This window comes from Yoonia sp. (genome assembly GCF_036770585.1).
In the GTDB taxonomy this organism is placed as follows: domain Bacteria; phylum Pseudomonadota; class Alphaproteobacteria; order Rhodobacterales; family Rhodobacteraceae; genus Yoonia.
Genome location: NZ_DAIPIW010000048.1, coordinates 1 through 19,790 on the forward strand (window position 1 = coordinate 1; position 19,790 = coordinate 19,790).

17 protein-coding genes and 1 tRNA gene are annotated in these 19,790 nt (G+C 62.3%); 5 read left to right on the forward strand and 13 right to left on the reverse strand.

What is annotated here, in order from left to right; genetic code table 11:
* Nucleotides 1-12: 12 nt before the first annotated feature.
* From V7N12_RS09600 to V7N12_RS09620, 5 genes are all read right to left on the reverse strand, one after another.
* Nucleotides 13-87, reverse strand: a tRNA-Gln gene (locus tag V7N12_RS09600).
* Between the two features lie 65 nt (nt 88-152).
* Nucleotides 153-1,442, reverse strand: coding sequence for a mechanosensitive ion channel domain-containing protein (locus V7N12_RS09605; protein WP_333714289.1), 1,290 nt, complete (start codon nt 1,440-1,442; stop codon nt 153-155).
* Between the two features lie 12 nt (nt 1,443-1,454).
* A complete protein-coding gene (kdsA, locus tag V7N12_RS09610; protein WP_333714290.1) occupies nt 1,455-2,288 on the reverse strand; it encodes a 3-deoxy-8-phosphooctulonate synthase in 834 nt (277 codons plus the stop codon).
* Nucleotides 2,288-3,859 carry a capsule biosynthesis protein gene (locus V7N12_RS09615; RefSeq protein ID WP_333714291.1) on the reverse strand — a complete coding sequence of 524 codons (1,572 nt, stop codon included), beginning with the start codon at nt 3,857-3,859 and terminating at the stop codon, nt 2,288-2,290. The genes kdsA and V7N12_RS09615 overlap by 1 nt, the downstream gene beginning before the upstream one ends.
* The gene (locus V7N12_RS09620; protein WP_333714292.1) at nt 3,837-4,496 is read right to left on the reverse strand and encodes an ABC transporter ATP-binding protein; all 660 of its coding nucleotides are present in this window, start codon (nt 4,494-4,496) and stop codon (nt 3,837-3,839) included. The genes V7N12_RS09615 and V7N12_RS09620 overlap by 23 nt, the downstream gene beginning before the upstream one ends.
* Before the next feature lie 170 nt (nt 4,497-4,666).
* Between V7N12_RS09620 and V7N12_RS09625 the strand changes: the two genes are divergently transcribed.
* Both V7N12_RS09625 and V7N12_RS09630 read left to right on the forward strand, forming a co-directional pair.
* Nucleotides 4,667-5,260: a uracil-DNA glycosylase family protein gene (locus tag V7N12_RS09625; protein ID WP_333714293.1), complete on the forward strand. Its 594-nt coding sequence runs from the start codon at nt 4,667-4,669 to the stop codon at nt 5,258-5,260.
* The gene (locus tag V7N12_RS09630; protein WP_333714295.1) at nt 5,257-6,033 is read left to right on the forward strand and encodes an SseB family protein; all 777 of its coding nucleotides are present in this window, start codon (nt 5,257-5,259) and stop codon (nt 6,031-6,033) included. Before V7N12_RS09625 ends, V7N12_RS09630 begins: the two co-directional genes overlap by 4 nt.
* Here V7N12_RS09630 and V7N12_RS09635 read toward each other — a convergent pair.
* The 7 genes from V7N12_RS09635 to V7N12_RS09665 form a co-directional block, all read right to left on the reverse strand.
* On the reverse strand, nt 6,030-6,962 hold the full coding sequence (locus tag V7N12_RS09635) for a 2-hydroxyacid dehydrogenase (protein WP_333714296.1): 933 nt from the start codon (nt 6,960-6,962) through the stop codon (nt 6,030-6,032). The genes V7N12_RS09630 and V7N12_RS09635 overlap by 4 nt on opposite strands.
* Nucleotides 6,962-8,101 carry a rod shape-determining protein RodA gene (gene rodA, locus V7N12_RS09640; RefSeq protein WP_333714297.1) on the reverse strand — a complete coding sequence of 380 codons (1,140 nt, stop codon included), beginning with the start codon at nt 8,099-8,101 and terminating at the stop codon, nt 6,962-6,964. The genes V7N12_RS09635 and rodA overlap by 1 nt, the downstream gene beginning before the upstream one ends.
* Nucleotides 8,098-10,038 (reverse strand): penicillin-binding protein 2, encoded by a 1,941-nt coding sequence (mrdA, locus tag V7N12_RS09645; protein ID WP_333714298.1) that lies wholly within the window; start codon nt 10,036-10,038, stop codon nt 8,098-8,100. The genes rodA and mrdA overlap by 4 nt, the downstream gene beginning before the upstream one ends.
* Complete coding sequence (locus V7N12_RS09650) at nt 10,035-10,574, reverse strand: rod shape-determining protein MreD (protein ID WP_333714299.1); 540 nt, start codon at nt 10,572-10,574, stop codon at nt 10,035-10,037. The genes mrdA and V7N12_RS09650 overlap by 4 nt, the downstream gene beginning before the upstream one ends.
* Nucleotides 10,567-11,499, reverse strand: a complete 933-nt coding sequence (gene mreC, locus V7N12_RS09655) for a rod shape-determining protein MreC (RefSeq protein ID WP_333714300.1) — start codon at nt 11,497-11,499, stop codon at nt 10,567-10,569. The genes V7N12_RS09650 and mreC overlap by 8 nt, the downstream gene beginning before the upstream one ends.
* A 26-nt stretch (nt 11,500-11,525) precedes the next feature.
* Nucleotides 11,526-12,563, reverse strand: coding sequence for a rod shape-determining protein (locus V7N12_RS09660; RefSeq protein WP_333714301.1), 1,038 nt, complete (start codon nt 12,561-12,563; stop codon nt 11,526-11,528).
* Nucleotides 12,564-12,868: 305 nt separating this feature from the next.
* Nucleotides 12,869-14,425, reverse strand: a complete 1,557-nt coding sequence (locus V7N12_RS09665) for a 2-isopropylmalate synthase (RefSeq protein ID WP_333714302.1) — start codon at nt 14,423-14,425, stop codon at nt 12,869-12,871.
* A gap of 278 nt (nt 14,426-14,703) precedes the next feature.
* Here V7N12_RS09665 and V7N12_RS09670 point away from each other — a divergent pair, with 278 nt between their 5' ends.
* Entirely contained in the window at nt 14,704-15,384 is a 681-nt protein-coding gene (locus V7N12_RS09670) for an SDR family NAD(P)-dependent oxidoreductase (protein ID WP_333714303.1), read from the forward strand.
* The gene (locus tag V7N12_RS09675; protein ID WP_443089954.1) at nt 15,381-16,904 is read left to right on the forward strand and encodes a cryptochrome/photolyase family protein; all 1,524 of its coding nucleotides are present in this window, start codon (nt 15,381-15,383) and stop codon (nt 16,902-16,904) included. Before V7N12_RS09670 ends, V7N12_RS09675 begins: the two co-directional genes overlap by 4 nt.
* A gap of 57 nt (nt 16,905-16,961) precedes the next feature.
* Here the strand turns inward: V7N12_RS09675 and V7N12_RS09680 are convergent, their stop codons facing one another.
* Complete coding sequence (locus V7N12_RS09680) at nt 16,962-18,374, reverse strand: MORN repeat-containing protein (protein WP_333714304.1); 1,413 nt, start codon at nt 18,372-18,374, stop codon at nt 16,962-16,964.
* A 137-nt stretch (nt 18,375-18,511) separates the two neighbouring features.
* Here V7N12_RS09680 and V7N12_RS09685 point away from each other — a divergent pair.
* Nucleotides 18,512-19,790 (forward strand): NAD+ synthase (locus tag V7N12_RS09685; protein WP_333714305.1); only part of this gene is annotated, 1,279 nt, incomplete at its 3' end.

Below are 19,790 nucleotides of genomic sequence, written 5' to 3' on the forward strand. Positions count from 1 at the left end.
CAGGAAGATCGCTGGCTGGGGTGGTAGGATTCGAACCTACGGTACACGGTACCAAAAACCGCTGCCTTACCGCTTGGCTACACCCCAACAGCGAGACGCTTGTTACTGTGAAGGCGGGGGCGGTTCAAGCCCTGAATGTCAAAGAAATGCGCCTATTCCTTCGGGTTGTTTTCGTGCAAGAGATCCTCGGTCATGCCCTGCTCGCGCTCGGCGTCGACGATCCGTTCCAATGCGGCGTCTTCGCGGGCTTCGACGGCTGCGACCGCTTTGCTCTCGCTCGGTCGTGCGACCTGAACCGGGGCGCTGTCGCGGTTGATCTCGATCGTCTGTGACGCATCCGGAATGCCGATGCCCGCGTTCAGCAAGGCAAGCTTGACTTGCCGCAATGCCTCGCCCTTGGCCTGCACGATCGAGGTTGCCGTCTGGTCGACCCAACCGGTCACGACCATCTCGACACCGTCCGGCTGCAACGTTTCGATCCAGACCTGTGCGGGCGGTTCTTCAAGAACGAAGGGCAGGCCCTTCACCGTGTCTTCCATAAGATAGCGCGCAACAAGAAGGTCGGTGCCACGAACCACGGGGATCACGAACATGAAACGCCGCTCTGGGTTCTGGCTGTAGTTGATCAACCGGCTTTTGAAGACCGTCGCATTGGGGATCCGTATGTGATTGCCGTCAAAGGACAGAAGGATCGTCGCGCGGCTTGTCAGACGGATGACCTTGCCGATATCGCCGTTGATCTCGATCGTGTCATTGGGCCGGAACGGCTGGCGGATCGACAACATCACCGATGCGATGAAGTTCTCGACCGTGTCGCGCACGGCAAAGCCCAGCGCCAGACCGATGATCCCCGCCGCGCCCAGAATCGTGCCCAGCAGGGCCGTGGCGCTGAGGATATCGAGCGCGATCACGATCCCGAAGATCAGGAAGGTGATCCGCACCAACTGGCGGTAAATCTCGGCAATGAAGGCATTGGGGGCCAGCCTTTCCCAAGGTTGCCGCATCCGCGCGATCAGAAAACCCATCGCGATCACCAGCAGGAAGGCCCCAAGCGCAATCAGCGCCAGCGGCAGGAAGGCGATGAACTGGTCGATCCTGTCGCGGAAGCGGCCGATGGCGGGGTCGAGCCTGCGGCTGATATCGGTCGTCTCGACAACCTGGTTGCGGACCGCGACGACCCCCTCCACCCGTCCCGCAAGAGGGCTGAGGGCTGCGGCCTCGGTCATCGTGATCGTGGTTCCACGCAGGGTCACAACGCCCTCGCTGACGGTGACTGTGATGTCGTCGTAGCCCCCGAGTTCAGCAAGGATGTCACGGATGCGGGTCGCAATGGCGGCGTCGTCTGCCGCAGAAGTTGCCGTCGAGATCGGGGCAGTCGTGTCCTGGGCCCCTGCCAACTGGGCGATGGCAAGGAAGCCGAAAAGCAAAAGGACGAGTCTCACCAGCAGCCTCGCCTAGACCCGCAGCGGATCGGCTTTGGCAAGCCGGTCAAAGGCCATCAGGCCTTTCACAAGCCCATCCATTTGGTCCAGCGGGATCATGTTCGGCCCGTCAGAGGGTGCATTGTCGGGGTCCTCATGGGTTTCAATGAACACCGCCGCAATCCCGATCGCGACCGCTGCGCGCGCCATCACGGGCGCGAATTCGCGCTGGCCGCCCGAGGATCCCCCCTGACCGCCCGGCTGCTGGACCGAATGGGTCGCGTCCATGACCACCGGATAACCGGTCTTGGCCATGATCGGCAGCGACCGCATGTCGGCAACCAGCGTGTTATAACCAAAGGACGCCCCCCGCTCGGTCAGCAGGATGCGCTTGTTGCCCGTGCTTTCGATCTTGGAGACGACATTGGGCATGTCCCACGGGGCAAGAAACTGCCCCTTCTTGACGTTGATGACCGCCCCCGTCTCGCCTGCAGCCAGCAGAAGGTCCGTCTGGCGGCACAGAAAGGCGGGAATTTGCAGGATGTCGCAGGTGTCGGCCACGGTGGCGCATTGGTCGGCCGTATGGATGTCGGTCAGCACGGGGCAGCCGATCGCGTCCTTGACGGACTGCATGACCTTCAGACCTTCATCCATGCCAAGGCCGCGCTTGCCGCCCAGCGAGGTGCGGTTGGCCTTGTCGTAAGAGCCCTTGAAGACGAATTGCGCACCATGGGCGGCACAGATTTCGGCCATCCTGCCCGCGATCATCTGCGCGTGATCGGTGCCTTCAAGCTGGCAGGGGCCAGCGATGACAAGCAAGGGCAGGTCGTTGCTGACCGAAAGGGGGCCGATATCGACTTTATGCATCAGGCGCTGACCTGTTCGCGAAGGACCGAAGCGGTCAGTGAGATCATGAGATAAATGCCCGAGAAGATCAGGAAAGCAAGCAGCGTGTTCTCGAAGGCCTTGGGGTAGGTGGCCGCATCCGGGATCACGGGACGGACGCTTTGTGACAGATAGCGGACCTGCCGGTTTGCCTCGATCCGCGCGGTTTCCATCTGGGTCAGGGCCTGCTGCACCATGACGGTCTGGAAATTGTAGTTCTCTTCGGCCGTGCGCAGTTCGGTGTTGCGCTGCGCAAGCGAGATCTCGTCGCCCGTTCCGCTGATCAGCTGTGTCCGCAGTTCGGCGATCAGCTGGTCGATATTGGCAATCTGGTCGCGCAGTGTCTGGACCTGCACCTCGCTGGGGCGATCCACGTTCAGGCGGGATTGCAGCACCAGTTCCAGTCGCTGACGCTCGCTTTCGAGGCTGTTGATCTGGGCCATACGGGCCGATGTTTCGGTGCGGGGATCGATCTGTTCGACCCGTTCCTGTATCGCAAGCCAGGTCGCCAGCGCCTCGGCGCGGCGGCGTTCGGCGTCTTCGTAGCTTTGCTGGGCACCCGCCATCTGGTCGGCGCGCAGGCGACTGGTCAACTGGTCGACCTGTTCTTCGGCATAGCCGATCAGCGCTTGCGAGAATTCATAACTATTGACGGGATCCGTCGCGATCACCTTCATGCGGATCAGGCCCTCTGTCGGGTCATAGCTGATCCGGACGTGATCCTGATAGACGCCATAGGCATCTTCGTTTGTCGCATCGGGGGGCAGACGCTGGATCCCGTCGATGGCGGGATCGCTGAAATGCGCCTTGAACCCGTGATCTTCGTTCAGGCGCACCATCGCCTCGCGCGAGGCAAGATAGGACTGCACCGCGATGCTGTCCTGCTGTGTCGCCATCGAGGTGCCCTGAAACAAGGTCGCAAGGCCGCCGCCACCGCCGCCCTGCGGCTGGGCCTGCTGGATCACGATCTCGGCGTTGGTCTCGTACATGGGTGTGGCGATGTTGTAGAAGTACCAGCCGACCGCGAATGTGGGCAGAAGGATGAAGATCGACAGCCGCGTCCAGAGCAGCAGCAGCTTGCGCTTGCGCCGCCGCGCGATGTCGCGCTGGATTTGCAGGATTTCCTGTGCGTTGCGCCGCGCCGCGTCCTGCACGCCCTGGTCGGGGGTCGTGAGCTGCCCGTTTTTCGTCACTTCAGGCAGCTGGATGCGGCCCTTCTTGGCCAGGTTGGTTTTCTTGTCCGGCGTCACCAGATTGACGACCGAGCTGCGCTGGAAGGGGTCGATCCCTGCTGCGCGAAGCTGGCGCACGGCGTCATAGTCGGATGAGGCCTCAAAACCGTTTTTGAGCGCGACACGCCGCGCCATGCGCAACTGCCGCGCGGACAGGCCTTCCTTGCTGATCGCGGCGATCTGTTCGGCATGGGAAAGCTTGGCGGTTCCCTCTGCGCTGCCCGCATCCGGGCTTTCGGTCTCTACCGGTGCAGGAGCTTCCGCTGCCGTTTCTGATCGGCGGCGCACCTGAAACCGCTTAATGGTCGGTTTGGTAGTCATAAAGGACGCGTGCCTCTTCGAGTGAGTCAAACATGTGCAACTGGCCATTCTTTAGCACAGCGGCCGATTTCACAAAACGCTCTAGCGTTTGCGGGCTGTGCGAGACAATGACAAGTGTTGATTTCTCCATCCGCTGGCGCAGGACCTCGCCGGCCTTTCGGTTGAATTCGGCATCGACGGCACCGGGCATGCCTTCGTCGACAAGATACATGTCGAATTCCAGCGACAGGGTCAGCGCCATGGTAAAGCGCGCCCGCATGCCCGCGGAATAGACCCCGATCGGCTGGTCGAAATATTCCTTGAGATCGCAAAGCCAGCGGCAGAAGGCTTCGACATAGTCGGGATCGAGGCCATAGATATGCGCCACATAGCGCGCGTTCTCCATTGCCGAAAGACGCGGGTTCACGCCGCCGGTAAAGCCCACCGGAAAGGAAATGCGGCATTCACGCCGGATCGTCCCCTCATCGGGCTTTTCCAGCCCTGCCATCATATTGATCAGCGTCGTCTTGCCGGTGCCGTTCGGCGCAAGAATGCCCAAGGACTTGCCCAGTTCCACGCGGAAGGACGCGCGGTCGAGAATGACCTTGCGCTGCGTTCCCGTCCAGAACGACTTGCTGACTTCATGAAACTCCAGCATGCGGACCTTGTTGCTCGTATCGTTGCGCTGACCGGTATGGGGCCAAATTATGAAGAACCCGCCCCTGTTTCCATATACTGGCAATGCGGCAGGAATATAGCGACATTCCCGTGAGGTCGAACCGCGCCTGAAAGCTGGCGGTTGGCGGCCAGTCTTTTAGTATGTCGGCCATGCAAAGCCCCTTGCCCCTGCAACACCAGATCGCAGCCTGCCGGATATGTGCGGGGCGTTTTGCCGAAACCGCGACACGACATGCGCCGCGACCGGTTGTCTGGTTCGGCGCGTCACCGCGTATCCTGATCGCGGGCCAAGCCCCGGGCTTGCGGGTTCACGAGGCCGGCAAGCCGTTCTTCGACCGCTCGGGCGACCGGCTGCGCGACTGGCTTGGGCTGGACGAAGAGACGTTCTACGATCGCAGCCGGATCGCCATTGTCCCGATGGCCTTTTGCTTTCCGGGCTATGACGCCAAAGGTGCCGATCTGCCCCCACCCCCTGTCTGTCGGGCCACATGGCATGATCAGGTCATGGCGACACTGGGCGAGGTTCCGCTGACCGTGCTGGTCGGTGGATATGCCCACCGCTGGCATTTGGGCACCCGCGCTGGCGTCACGGCGACCGTCAAGGGCTGGCGCGACCTTGCACCGCGCGTCTTTCCCTTGCCTCATCCGTCGTGGCGCAATACCGGATGGCTGAAGAACAACCCGTGGTTCGCGGCCGCGCTTCTGCCGGACCTGCGTGCCACAGTCGCGAAGGTGCTGGAATGACCGATCTTGATCAGGCCCATGCGGCCATGGAAGCCGCACCCGATGACGATGCCGCGCGCCTGCGTTTCTACGAGCGTCTGGCCGATACAGAGCTGTTCATGCTTTTGGGCGAAGAGGCCGTCAACGAGCAGATCACGCCGGAACTCTTCGAACTCGAGGACCAGCGGTTCACGCTTGTCTTCGACCGCGAGGAACGTCTGGCGCAATTCGTGGGGCGCGTGGCCCCCTATGCCGGACTGCCCGGGCGGGCACTGGCGCAGATGTTGCAGGGACAGGGTATCGGTCTGGCGCTGAACCTTGACGTGGCACCCTCGGCCATGCTGATCCCCGCCGAGGCGGTGGACTGGCTGGTGCAGACCCTGCAACACGGACCGGACGAAACCGAAGCGCGACTGACCGAAATTCTGGCACCCAAGGGCCTGGCCGAGGCGGTCGTGACGGCCCTTGACCGCAAGTTGGCCATTGCCGCCGGTCTGGCACGCTCTGCCTATCTCGCTGCGGCGACCTATGAGGACGGTGCGCGCGGGCATGTGCTTGCCTATGTCGATGCGGTTGACGGGGCAGAAAAGGCCCTTGCCTCGGCCGCCAGCGAGGCGCTGACATTTTCCGGCATCGAGGCCGGCATGATGGATGTGGTCTTTGTCAGATCGTCCGATCCGCTGGCCGCGCATCTGGCCAAAGTTGGTCTGCGGTTCGATCTGCCCGAGCCGCCAAAGCCGCATGTTCCGGGCGCGCCGGGCATGGACCCTGACGCGCCGCCGAAACTGCGCTAGTAGCCGCGCGTCCTGTCCACCTGATAGAGAAACGGCGCGCCCCTTTCGCCACGCAGGATATTGCCCGCGATCACCTCGGCTGCCGTTTCGGGCCGCGTGGTCGAGGCGATGTGGGGGGTGACGGTGACGTGCGGATGGGACCAGTAGGGGTGGTCTGCGGGCAAAGGCTCTGTGCGGAAGACGTCCAGCGTCGCATGGGCGACCTGACCGCTGTCAAGGGCCGCAAGCAAGGCGTCATCGTCGATCAGCGGGCCGCGCCCGGGGTTGATGATGAAAGCGCCCCTCGCCAGCAGGGAAAGCCTGTCCGCGTTCAGGATATTCGCGGTCCGAGGTGTCTGTGGCAGCAGCAGAATGACGATCTGCGCACCCGTCAGGGCCGCGCGCAACCCGTCCTCGCCCGAGAGGCAGCGCAGGTTCGACAGGCTTTTCCGGCTTCGGCTCCAGGCTGTGACGGGAAACCCCAAGCAATGCAGCGCCTGCCCGCAGGCCGCCCCAAGCGCCCCGATCCCGAGGATCGTCACGGGGCGGTCCTTGGCAAGAGGCGGGAAACTGTCATCCCGCCAGACCCCGTCCTGCCCAAGGATGTGTCTATCCATCCCCAGATGATGCCGCAGCGTGTGCCCTGTGACCCATTCGACCATCCCGTCTGTCAGGCTGTCGTCCACCAATCGGCAGAGGGGTTGGGTCAGGGTTTCGTTGTTCACGATGGTCTCGACGCCCGCCCAAAGGCCCATCACGGCCTTGGTTCGTGTATAGGGACGAAAATCACGGACGGGGCCGTTTGGCGCGAAGATGATGTAGTCCACATCCTCGGGCGCGTGATCGCGCGATAAATGCACGTTGAGGTCTACCTTGGCAAAAGCTTCAAGAAGCGGTGCCTGATATTCTTCCCATGCAGCGGGTTTGGCCGAGAAAAGGATATTCAGCATCAGCGGGGCCTATGAACATGGGCGCTTTGCACCAGACCGAAAGCCACCAACAAAACAAGCATGGCCGAACCGCCGTAGCTGACCAGCGGCAGGGGGACGCCAACGACGGGGGCAAGGCCTGTGACCATCGCCATATTGACGGCAAAGAACAGAAAGAAAGTCATCGCGATCCCGAGCGTCAGAAGCGAGGCAAAGCGGTCACGGTTCCCAAGGGCCGAGATCACGCAAAAAATGATGATCAACAGATAGAGCATCAAAAGCGTAAAAGCCCCGATGAAACCGAATTCCTCGGCCAGCGTCGTGAAGATGAAATCGGTATGCTTTTCGGGCAGAAAGTTCAGCCGCGACTGGGTGCCTTGCATGAAACCGCGCCCCGTCCAGCCCCCTGAACCCAGCGCGATCTTTGCCTGCGTAATGTGATAGCCTGCACCCAGCGGGTCGTTCGACGGGTCAAGAAAGGTATCGATCCGCCGATACTGATAGTCCTTCAGCAATTGCCATGGTGTTCCACGGCTTTGGAATACGGCCACGATGCCGCCCACACCCGCGCTGATCACGGTCGCGAAATAGGCCCAGTGGACACCGGCCAGAAACATCATGGTCGCCCCGCCGATCAGCAGCAATATGGCCGTGCCGAGGTCGGGTTGGTTCAGCACCAGCATGGTCGGCAGCAGGATGAAAAAGACCGGCACGATGACCCAGAACGGGTGCGAGGTCTTCTTGTTGGGCAGCCAATCGTAATAGGCGGCAAGAAACATCACCAACGTGATCTTGGTCAGCTCCGAGGGTTGCAGCCGCATGAAGCCAAGATCGATCCAGCGCTGCGCGCCCATGCGGACTTCACCGAAGAATTCCACCCCAAGCAGCAGGACGACCGAGCCGGCATAGGCAAGAAAGGCCATGTTGCGCCAGAACCAGATCGGGATCATCGCGACGACCAGCATCAGAACAAGGCCAAGGATAAATCGCTGGAACTGCGGCTCGACCCAAGGCCGCACCGATCCGCCCGCCACGGAATAGAGCATCAGGAAACCGGCAGAGGCGACAGCGATCAGCAGCAGGATGATCGGCCAGTTCAGATACAGAACCTTGCGCAGGCCGGTCGGCACCGATTTGGTGTTGTATTCAAGATAGCTCATGCGCGGCCACGCAGTTTGGCGCCGTCAGGTATCCGGGCGCTGATCTGGCGCTGCTGCTCGGCGATCTGGTCGCGGAGGTTTTCGGGATAGGCTTCAAGTGGTGGCGGCCCACCATATTGCGCCTGCAACAGGATATCCCGAGCGATCGGGGCGGCGGCCGCTGATCCACCGCCGCCATGCTCGACCACGACAGACACGGCATAGCGCGGGTTCTCGACCGGGGCGTAACCGACAAACAGCGCATGGTCGCGCCTTTCCCACGGCAGGTCCTCGTTCCTGATGATCCCTGCGGCGCGTTCTTCGGGGGTGATCCGGCGGACCTGACTGGTGCCGGTCTTGCCCGCGATCTTGTGGTTTTCGGCCAGCACCCGCGACCCATAGGCCGTGCCGCGCCGGTGATTGCAGACCGCATCCATCGAGGCGCGGATCCGGCGCAGCGTGTTTTCATTGATCCCGAGGCTTTCGCCGATCCCGCTGGGCTGTTCGACCCCGTCGATCAGGCGAACAAGGCGCGGTGTCACGACGCGACCGGTGGCCAAGCGCGCCGTCATCACGGCCAGTTGCAGCGGCGAGGCCAGATTGTAGCCCTGACCGATCGAGGCGTTGACGGTGTCGCCGATCCGCCATTCCTCGCCACGCACGCGGGCCTTCCAGTCCTTGTCGGGGGCCAGCCCTTCGGCCACGGCGGACAGCGGCAGGTCATGACGCACGCCAAGCCCCAGCCGCCGGGCCATTTCGGCCATCTTGTCGATGCCGACGCGCTGGGCGACCTCGTAATAGTAGCAGTCGCAGCTTTGCTTCAGGCTTTCATGCAGGTTCATGTTGCCATGCCCGCCGCGCTTCCAGCAGTGGAAGCGGATGTTGAAGACGTCTGTGTAGCCGGGGCAAAAGACAGTCTCATCCGGCGCGACAAGCCCCTCTTCCATCGCGGCCATGACGGTGATCATCTTGAAGGTCGAGCCGGGCGGGTAGGTGCCCTGCACCGCCTTGGCGGCAAGCGGGCGATACTTGTCGGCGTTCAGCCTGTTCCAGTCGGCAACCGAAATGCCACGCACAAAGAGGTTGGGATCGAACGACGGCGCCGAGGCGACGGCGCGCAGGTCGCCGTTTTCGAGGTCGATCACGACCGCGGCAGCAGATTGCCCATCCATCCGCGCCTGCGCATAGCTTTGCAGACGGCTGTCGATGGTCAGTTGGATGTCCTTGCCGGGGTCGCCTTCCTGCCGGTCAAGCTCGCGCATGATCCGGCCTGCGGCGTTCACTTCGATCCGGCGGGTGCCCGCACTGCCGCGCAGCGAGTGTTCCAGCTTGTTTTCCGCGCCCGTCTTGCCGATCTGGAACTTCGGGATCTGCAGCAGCGGATCGGGGTCCTCGATCCGGCCGAGGTCGAAATCGCTGACCGGACCGACATAACCGACCACATGGGCAAGGTCGGCACCCCAAGGGTAAACGCGGCTGAGGCCGACTTCGGCCTGAATGCCCGGCAGGGCGGGGGTGTTGAGATTGATCGCCGCGACGTCTTCCCAACTCAGCCGGTCGGTGATCGTGACCGGCACAAACGGCGAGCGGCGCTGCATCTCTTCCATGGCGCGGGTCAGGTCGAGCGGGGCGATGTCGACGATCTCGGTCAGGCGGGCCAGAACCTCGCCCACGTCCCCTGCATCTTCGCGCACCATGACGACGCGGTAGTTCTGTTCGTTGGCCGCAATCGCGATCCCGTTGCGGTCGAAGATCAAACCACGCTCGGGGGCCAGCAGGCGGATGTTGATGCGGTTTTCCTCGGCGAGCAGACGGAACTGATCCGCCTGTTCGACCTGCATGTCGCGCAGCCGCCAGCCCAGCGCCCCGACCACGCCCAGTTGCACCCCGCCGACCACAAGGGCACGGCGGCTGATCATGCGCGCGCTTTGTGCTGTTTCTTTGGGGGTCCGCTTCATGTTGCCTGCCTCTTGCCACCCATGTCACCGGGGGTGGCCTTGCGAATACCGAAAAGAAAATGTGCCAAGAGCACGACGACCGGGTAGGCGATGACCGTTGCGGCCGTTTCCATCGCCGACAGACCCAGCGGGGGGCGTGGCACCGCCAGAACGAACAGGATTGTCCGATAGACCAAAGCGACAGCGACGATCCCACCGGCGACAGTCCCCCATTCGGCAAGAAACGACATGCTTCGAAACTCGCTGTGCCGGCGACGGATCGCCTCGGTCAGAACCACGACAAGTGCGGCCCACAACCCCGGGGGCCGCATCAGCAACAGGTCGGCAATCAGAAACACAATCGTCACCACCCCGATCGGCAGGGCAGAGGGTTGCCGCACCACCCAAGCCAGCGCGACCGCAAGCAAGAGGTCGGGCCCCGCCCAGGTCGAGGGGCGCATATCCAGCGGAACCAGCGCCACCGCCATCAGGGCGAATGCCAGCAGGACGAACAGACCCCGCAATACCCATATCCGACCATCAACCCGCTCAGCCATCACCGACCTCGTTTCGTGTCAGTGCGGCAGGGTTGAACGTGCCCGGCACGGCGGGGCCGAAGAACTCGCCCTGGGGACCGACAAGCCCCTCGGGGTCGCCGATCCGCTCGTGGGGTTGGGCACGCAGGACGCGCAGAAATTCCAGCCGCCCATAGTCGGCGGCAAGTCGCACCCGAAACCGTCCATCGGTCCCCAGGACCACTTGCCCAACCAAAAGATCCGAGGGGAAGACGCCGCCATCGCCCGAGGATTCGACACGGTCGCCGGGGCGCACAAGGGCAGGGTTCTCGAGAAACTCGATCGGCGGCGCAAGCGTGTTGTCACCCGCCAGAATGGCGCGCTGGCCCGAAGGCTGGATGATCACGGGAACGCGGCTGGATGTATCGGTCAGCAAAAGCACGCGGCTTGTCTTGCGGCCGACCCCTGCGATCCGGCCGACAAGCCCGATCCCGTCCATTGTCGGCCAGCCGTTGATGATGCCGTCGCGGGCGCCGACGTTCACAAGCACCGACTGCCGGAAGGGCGATCCGCTGTCGGTGATGACCACGCCCGTGATGAAGGTCAGCTGTGGATCGAGACTGACATTGTTGAGATCGAGAAGCTTGGCGTTTTCCTGTTCCAGTTGCAGCGCCGCCTCGCGCCAGGCTTTCATCTGCTGCAACTCGCGGCGCAGATCCTGATTTTGCGCGCGCAACTGCTGATAGCTTTGGAAATCGCTGATCAGTTTCGCCGCACCGGTGACCGGAGCCATGGCCCAGGCAAACGAGGGCACAAAGGTATCAATCGCTTGCGCGCGCAGCCGTTCGACCCGGGGGCTGTCGATGCGCCAGACAAGAAACAGGGCCACCAGCGCAAAGACGATCACGCCGAACAGCAATCTGCGGATCGGGCCAATGTAGTCTTCACTGGATTTGTCACGTGCCAAGGGCGGCTTATCCCTCGTCTGTTCGGTCAGCTATCGTAGTCTATCACATGCCGCAGCTGTTTTTCATACTCCAGTGCCCGTCCGGTCCCCAGCGCCACACAATTAAGTGACTCGTCGGCGACCGAAATCGCAAGGCCGGTCTGTTCGCGCAGCGCAAGGTCAAGCTGACCAAGCAGCGCCCCGCCGCCGGTCAGCATTACACCACGGTCCACGATATCCGCAGCCAGATCCGGCGGCGTGGCTTCGAGCGCGGTCATCACCGCTTCGCAGATCTGCTGGACCGGCTCTGCCAGCGCTTCGGCCACCTGGGCCTGGCTGATCTCGGTTTCCTTCGGCACACCGTTCAGCAGGTCGCGCCCGCGAATATGCATCGTCTGGCCGCGCCCGTCATCGGGCATCCGTGCGGTGCCGATGGATGTCTTGATCCGCTCGGCGGTGCTTTCGCCGATCAGCAGGTTATGCTGGCGGCGCAGGTAGTTGATGATCGCCTCGTCCATGCGGTCGCCGCCGACGCGCACCGAGCGCGCATAGACGATATCGCCAAGCGACAGGACTGCGACCTCTGTGGTGCCGCCGCCGATGTCGACGACCATGTTGCCGGTCGGGTCCGTGATCGGCATACCTGCCCCGATGGCGGCGGCAATCGGCTCGGCGATCAGACCGGCGCGGCGCGCACCTGCCGACAACACCGACTGCCGGATCGCCCGCTTCTCGACCGGGGTTGCCCCATGCGGCACGCAGACAATGATTTTCGGTTTCGAGAAGGTCGTGCGCCGATGCACTTTGCGGATGAAGTGCTTGATCATCTCTTCGGCGGTATCGAAGTCCGCGATCACCCCGTCACGCATCGGACGGATCGCCTCGATGCTACCGGGGGTGCGGCCCAGCATCAGCTTTGCATCCTCGCCGACCGCCAGCACCTTCTTGACGCCGTCTTTGACGTGGTATGCCACCACCGAGGGTTCGGAGAGGATGATCCCCTTGCCCTTCACGAACACAAGCGTGTTCGCTGTCCCGAGATCGATCGCCATATCAGACGAAAACAGTCCACGCAAGAGACCCATCAGATCAGTCTTTCCCCAAAATTGCCCGTGACCAGCGAAATCGCGCGATCGCTGCCACCGCATGGTTATAGAGCGGCAGGGCAGGGGATAGAAGCCCTCGCGTGGGGAAACGCGGCGGCATATCGCTTCTTGTACTTTTGCGATTTTCAGGGGTGATCCGGGCGGATCAAGCGGGCGAAAGGCTTGCACTTTTGCGATCGATCCAATCCCGCAACCGGCATGTTCCGGGGCACCGGTCGGACACGCGCAAGCGGCGGCACGCTTTGCATACCGCCGCTGTCGCGCCCGAGTCGTCGCGAAATGCCTCAGGCGTCCTTGTAGCTGATTTCCTTCGTGTCATGGCCGGGCGCGGATTTTTCCCGCCGGACAAGCAGCCTGTTCAGGGCGTTGATGTAGGCCTTTGCGCTGGCGACGACGGTGTCCGTATCGGCTGACTGACCCGTCGCGATGCGCCCGTCCTCTTCCATGCGGACCGAGACCGTCGCCTGTGCATCGGTGCCTTCGGTCACCGCGTTGACCTGATAAAGCTGCAGCCGCGCGCCATGGCTGAACAGCGCCTTGACCGCGTTGAAGGTGGCATCGACCGGACCGTCGCCTGTGGCGGTCGTCGCGACGTCTTCGCCGTCGATCTCCAAGACCATCTCGGCGGTCTGGGGGCCGGTCGTGCCGCAGATCACGCGCAGCGATTTCAGCTTCAGACGATCGTCACCGCTTTCGTTCTGGGTCAGCAGCGCCATAAGGTCGTCGTCAAAGACTTCCTTCTTGCGGTCGGCCAGATCCTTGAACCGGACAAAGACATCGTTCAACTGGTTGTCGGCCAGTTCGAACCCCATGTCCTTCAACTTGGCCCGCAGCGCCGCGCGGCCAGAGTGCTTGCCCAAGGGCAGCGATGTGCCTGCCAGCCCTACGTCCTCGGGGCGCATGATCTCGAAGGTCTCGGAATTTTTCAGCATCCCGTCCTGATGGATGCCGCTTTCATGGGCAAAGGCGTTCTTGCCGACGATGGCTTTGTTGAATTGCACCGGAAAGCCCGAGACGGTCGCCACGCGGCGCGAGATCGCCATGATCTTGCGCGTGTCGATGCCGGTTTCATAGGGCATGATATCGCCGCGAACCTTCAGGGCCATCACCACCTCTTCCAGCGCGGTATTGCCGGCGCGTTCGCCCAGCCCGTTGATCGTGCATTCGATCTGACGCGCCCCACCTTCGACCGCGGCAAGAGAGTTGGCGGTCGCCATGCCAAGGTCGTTGTGGCAGTGGGTGGCAAAGATCACTGCGTCTGCGCCGGGGACCTCCGCAATCAGACGGCGGATCAGGTCCGCGCTTTCGACAGGTGCGGTGTAGCCGACGGTGTCGGGGATGTTGATCGTGGTCGCACCGGCCTTGATCGCGATTTCGACGACACGGGCCAGATAGTCCCATTCAGTCCGCGTGGCATCCATCGGCGACCATTGGACGTTGTCACAAAGGTTCCGCGCGTGGGTCACTGTGTCGTGGATCCGCTCGGCCATTTCGTCCTTGGTCAGGTTGGGAATGGCGCGATGCAGGGGCGAGGTGCCGATGAAGGTATGGATGCGCGGGGATCTGGCGTGTTTCACGGCCTCCCAGCAGCGGTCGATATCCTTGTAGTTGGCGCGGGCCAGGCCGCAGATGGTGGCGCTCTTGGCCCTCATGGCGATTTCGCTTACCGCCCTGAAATCCCCTTCCGAGGCGATGGGAAAACCCGCCTCGATGATATCGACGCCCATTTCGTCGAGCATCTCGGCGATTTCCAGCTTTTCGTCATGGGTCATGGTCGCGCCCGGGGATTGCTCGCCGTCGCGCAAGGTTGTGTCGAAAATCAACACACGGTCTTTGGTCATTTTGGTGGTCCTTTGTCCTTAGCGTGAAAAAACCGGCGCTGGTCCCCTCTGAGCGGTCGCGCCGAAAGGCACGCTCAGAGGCTGCTAAGGCGTAGGATGTCGCGCGAAATCAGCCCCGAAGAGGCTGCATTGGTGATATGGGCGCGGGTCATCATGGGGGCGACTATACAAACCACGACGGGCTTGAAAAGCCTTTTGCGCCGAAGATGCGCATTTTTGGCAAAATGAGGGGCGGCGCATCGCTGGAACCTCGGTCGGGACGCTCTAACTAGCGGGTCATGAGTGAAGACAGCAGACAGCGCGCCTTGGTCATCGGCGCAAGTGGCGGGATCGGTGCGGCGGTTTCGGGCGAACTGCGCGCGCGCGGCTGGGCTGTGACCGGGCTTTCGCGGCGCGACGATGGGTTCGATGTGACCGATCCGGATGCCGTGCAAACGGCGCTGGCCCAGTCTGGCGGCCCCTTTGATCTTGTGTTTGTCGCCCTCGGCATCCTCGCCCCCGAAGGCGGTGCGCCGGAAAAGAGCCTTTCCGCGATCACTGCCGCGCAGATGCAGCAGGTCTTTGCCGTCAATACCTTTGGTCCGGCGTTGATCCTGCGCCATGCTGCCGACCTTTTGCCGCGGGACCGGCGCGGGGTGATGGCGGTTCTTTCGGCGCGGGTCGGGTCTATCGGCGACAACACGATCGGCGGGTGGTATTCCTATCGGGCGTCCAAGGCGGCCCTGAACCAGATCGTGCACGGGGCCGCGATCGAGCTTGGCCGGTCCCACAAGCAATCCATTTGCGTGGCCCTGCACCCCGGCACCGTCGCAACGCCCTTCACCGCCGACTACGCAGGGCGGCACAAGACCGTGCCGGCAGAACAGGCGGCACGAAACCTGCTGGACGTGATCATGGGGCTGACGCCGGACCGGACAGGCGGATTTTTCGATTATGCCGGCAAGGAGATCGTCTGGTGAGGCTGGTTCTGGTTCTCGGAGATCAGCTTTCACCGGATCTGACCGCGCTTCAAAAGACGGACAAGTCGCAGGACGTCGTCGTCATGGCAGAGGTCGCGGATGAGGCATCCTATGTCCCGCACCATCCCAAGAAGATCGCCTTCACCTTTGCCGCGATGCGCAAATTCGCAGCCCGGCTTGAAGGTGACGGTTGGCGGGTCGCTTACACAAGGCTCGATGATCCGCAGAACGCGGGCAGCATCACGGGCGAGTTGCTTCGCCGCGCCGAAGAATGCGACGCGACGGGTGTCGTCTACACCGAACCGGGTGAATGGCGGTTGATCAAGGCCTTGGGGGATATGCCGCTCAAGACCCACTGCCTGCCGGATCGCCGCTTTATCGCCAGCCACGAAGAATTCGATACCTGGGCGAAGGACCGCAAGGCGCTGCGGATGGAGTATTTCTATCGCGACATGCGCCGCAAGACGGGCCTTTTGATGGATGGGGACCAGCCCGAAGGCGGCAAGTGGAACTATGACCACGACAACCGCAAACCCGCACCTGATGAGGTGTCCTATGGCGGACCGATGCGGTTTGCGCCGGATGACACCGTGCAAGAGGTGCTGGACCTCGTGCGGAACAGGTTCGGCAACAATTTCGGCTCTCTCGACGACTTCTGGTTTGCAACCGACGCCGGGCAGGCGCGACGGCATCTCGCCCATTGGATCAAGGGCGGTCTACCCCATTTCGGCGATTTTCAGGATGCCATGCTGGACGACAACCGCTTTCTCTATCATGCGGTGATCGGTCTTTACATCAACGCAGGCCTGCTGGACCCGCTGGAGGTCTGTCATGAGGTCGCGGCGGCCTATCGCGATGGTGATGCCCCTCTCAACGCGGTCGAGGGCTTTATCCGCCAGATCATCGGCTGGCGCGAATATGTGCGCGGCATCTATTTTCACGAAGGGCCGGACTATGTGACGCGTAATGCCCTGAACGCCCAGCGCAAACTGCCGCCTGTCTATTGGGGTGGGCCGACCAAGATGCGCTGCATGCAGCAGGCCGTCGCCCAGACGCAGGCCGAGGCCTATGCCCATCATATCCAGCGCCTGATGGTGACGGGAAATTTCGCGCTGCTCGCAGGGATCAACCCGGCCGAGGTGCATGAGTGGTATCTGGCGGTCTATGCCGATGCCTATGAATGGGTAGAGGCCCCGAACGTCATCGGCATGAGCCAGTTTGCCGATGGCGGGATCATTGCGTCAAAGCCATATATCTCGTCGGGCAATTACATCCACAAGATGTCCGACCATTGCGGGCAATGCGCCTACCGCGTGCAGGACAAGACCGGCAAAGATGCCTGCCCCTTCAACCTGCTTTACTGGCATTTTCTTGACCGTCACCGCGACCGTTTCGACGGCAATCCGCGCATGGGCAATATGTATCGCGTCTGGGACCGGATGGACGAGGAAAGGCGCAAGACAGTGTTGAAAGAGGCCGGGATTTTCCTTGATGCGCTTAGCGCTGGTGCGCCTGTCTAGCGCGAGACGAGAAAGGCCACCCCGCAGGATGGCCCCCTGAGACACGTTTGCAGGCGATCAGTTGTCCCCGTTGGTTTCCGACACCAGCGCGCCGTTCGACCATGTGCCGACAGCTTCTTGCCCGCTGGCATAGGTCATCGTCCCCTCACCCTCGCGGCGACCACGGACGAAACTGCCTTCGTAGACATCGCCATTGGCATAAGTCGCGACGCCGAGGCCGTTGATTTCACCGTCGCTCCATTCGCCGACATAGCTGAACCCGTCCGGCAGGGTGATCTCGCCCTGCCCATGCCGCTGGCCGTTCAGGAACGCCCCGACGTAGACCGTGCCATCGGCATAGCTCGCGCGGCCTTGGCCGTTGCGCTGCCCCTCGGACCACTCGCCTTCGTAGACATAGCCGTCAGGGTAGGTCAACGTGCCTTGGCCGTGATGCTTGCCTTCGAGGAACTCGCCCACATAGGTTAGACCGTTCTCGAACGTGGCGGTCCCTGAGCCGCTGATCACACCGTTGACCCACTCGCCCTCATAGGTGGCGCCGTTGGGGTAGGTGATCTTGCCGTTGCCATTGGCGAGGTCGGCGGCAAAGCTGCCCACGTAGACCGAGCCGTCGGCATAAGTCACTTCGCCCTCGCCCGCGATCTGCCCATCGGCCCATTGGCCGACGTAGGTAAAGCCGTCGGTGGCCGTGAACTTGCCGGTGCCATGGCGGCGGTCATTCAGGAACTCGCCCTCGTAGATGTCACCATTGGCATAGGTCGATTTGCCCAGACCTTCGCGACGCCCGTCGACAAGGGTTCCCTCGTAGACATCACCGTTCGGCTGGGTCAGCGTTCCGACCCCTTCGATCCGTCCGTCAACCCATGCGCCGGCATAGACCATGCCGTCGATCATCGTCAGGGTGCCGGTGCCGTCACGTTCACCTGCGACAAGCGTGCCTTCATAGACCGAGCCATCGGGATAAGTGATCACACCCTCGCCTTGCTTTTGGCCGTTCTCCCATGCGCCCTGATAGACATAGCCACCGGGGCTGGTCATCGTGCCTGTGCCGTGATGCATCGCGTTGCGGAATTCGCCTTCGTAGACGACACCATTGGCATAGGTGGCGATGCCAGAGCCCGTGATATTGCCGTCGATCCAATCACCCTCATAGGTGCCGCCGTCGGCGAACGTGATCCGACCCTGCCCTTCGGGCTTGCCCGCTGCAAAGGTGCCTTCGTAGACCGATCCGTTCGGAAATACCGCGACGCCTTGACCGCTTATCTCGCCCTCGACCCATTCGCCGGTGTATTCGTAGCCGTTGGGAAGTCGGTAGGTTCCGGTGCCATGCTGCTTGCCGTCAAGGAAGGTCCCCTCGTAGACGCCACCGTCGTCATATTGCTTGGTCTGGATGTCCTGCGCGACAGCCGTTGTCGCCAGCCCTGCGATCAGGGCTGCAATTGCTACACCGTTGCGAATGCCAAAGGCTGCCATCTGTGTCTCCCTCAGTTCCCCGTTCAGCTTAGGAAAGCCTGCCGCTGGTGACAATCTCTATCACGCGCACGCCACCTTATCGGCTTCCCACCGCGTGTCAGTCTGCTACATCCATGGCAAGCCATTGGGACAAAACTATGACAAAACGCTTTCGCATCACCATTGCGCAGCTCAATCCGACTGTCGGCGATATCTCGGGCAATGCCCAACAGGCGCGCGACGCATGGGCGGCGGGCAAAGCTGTGGGTGCCGATCTTGTGGCGCTGCCCGAGATGTTTCTGGTCGGCTACCAGACGCAGGACCTGATCGCCAAGCCCGCCTTCGTCGATGATGCGATGGCCCATCTTGAGGCGCTAGCCCGTGATTGCGCCGATGGTCCCGCATTGGCGATCGGCGGTCCCCTTGTCGCAGACAAGAGACTCTACAACGCCTATTTCACCTTGCGGCAGGGGCGCGTCGTTTCAACGATCAAGAAGCACTTCCTGCCGAACTTCAATGTCTTCGACGAGGTGCGTCTGTTCAAAAGCGCGGATATCGGCGGGCCTTTCGCATTCGAGAACGGCCCGCGCATCGGCAATCCGATCTGCGAGGACGCCTGGTATCCCGACGTCTGCGAAGCCATGGTCGAAAGCGGCGCCGAGATCCTTCTGGTGCCCAATGGCTCGCCCTATTTCCGCGACAAGTTCCCGATCCGGATGAACACGATGGTCGCCCGCGTGATCGAGAACGAGGTGCCGCTGATCTATCTCAACATGGTCGGCGGGCAGGACGATCAGGTGTTCGACGGCGGGTCCTTCGTGCTGAACCGTGGCGGGAAACTCGCGGCGCAACTGCCGCAATTCGACGCGGCAATCGCCCATTTGACCTTTGCGCAGACCGATGAGGGCTGGGTGGCCGAAGATGGTCCGAAGGCGACGCTCGCGCCATCGATCGAGCAGGACTATCGCGTGATGGTCGAAGCCCTGCGCGACTATATGCGCAAAACGGGCTTCACAAAGGTCCTGCTCGGGCTCTCGGGCGGCATCGACAGCGCGATCGTTGCGGCCATTGCCACCGATGCATTGGGGGCCGAGAACGTCCGTTGCGTGATGCTGCCCTCGGAATATACCTCGCAAGGCTCGCTTGACGATGCCGCTGCAGCGGCCAGGGCGCTGGGCTGCCGCTATGACACCGTCAGCATCGCAGGCCCGCGCGCCGCCGTGACCGAGGCCCTGGCCCCGCTCTTCGGTGACCGCCCCGCCGATCTGACCGAAGAAAACATCCAGTCCCGGATCCGCGGGCTGCTGCTGATGGCGCAATCCAACAAGTTCGGCGAGATGCTCTTGACCACCGGCAACAAGTCCGAGGTCGCGGTGGGCTACGCCACGATCTATGGCGACATGGCGGGGGGCTACAATCCGATCAAGGACCTCTACA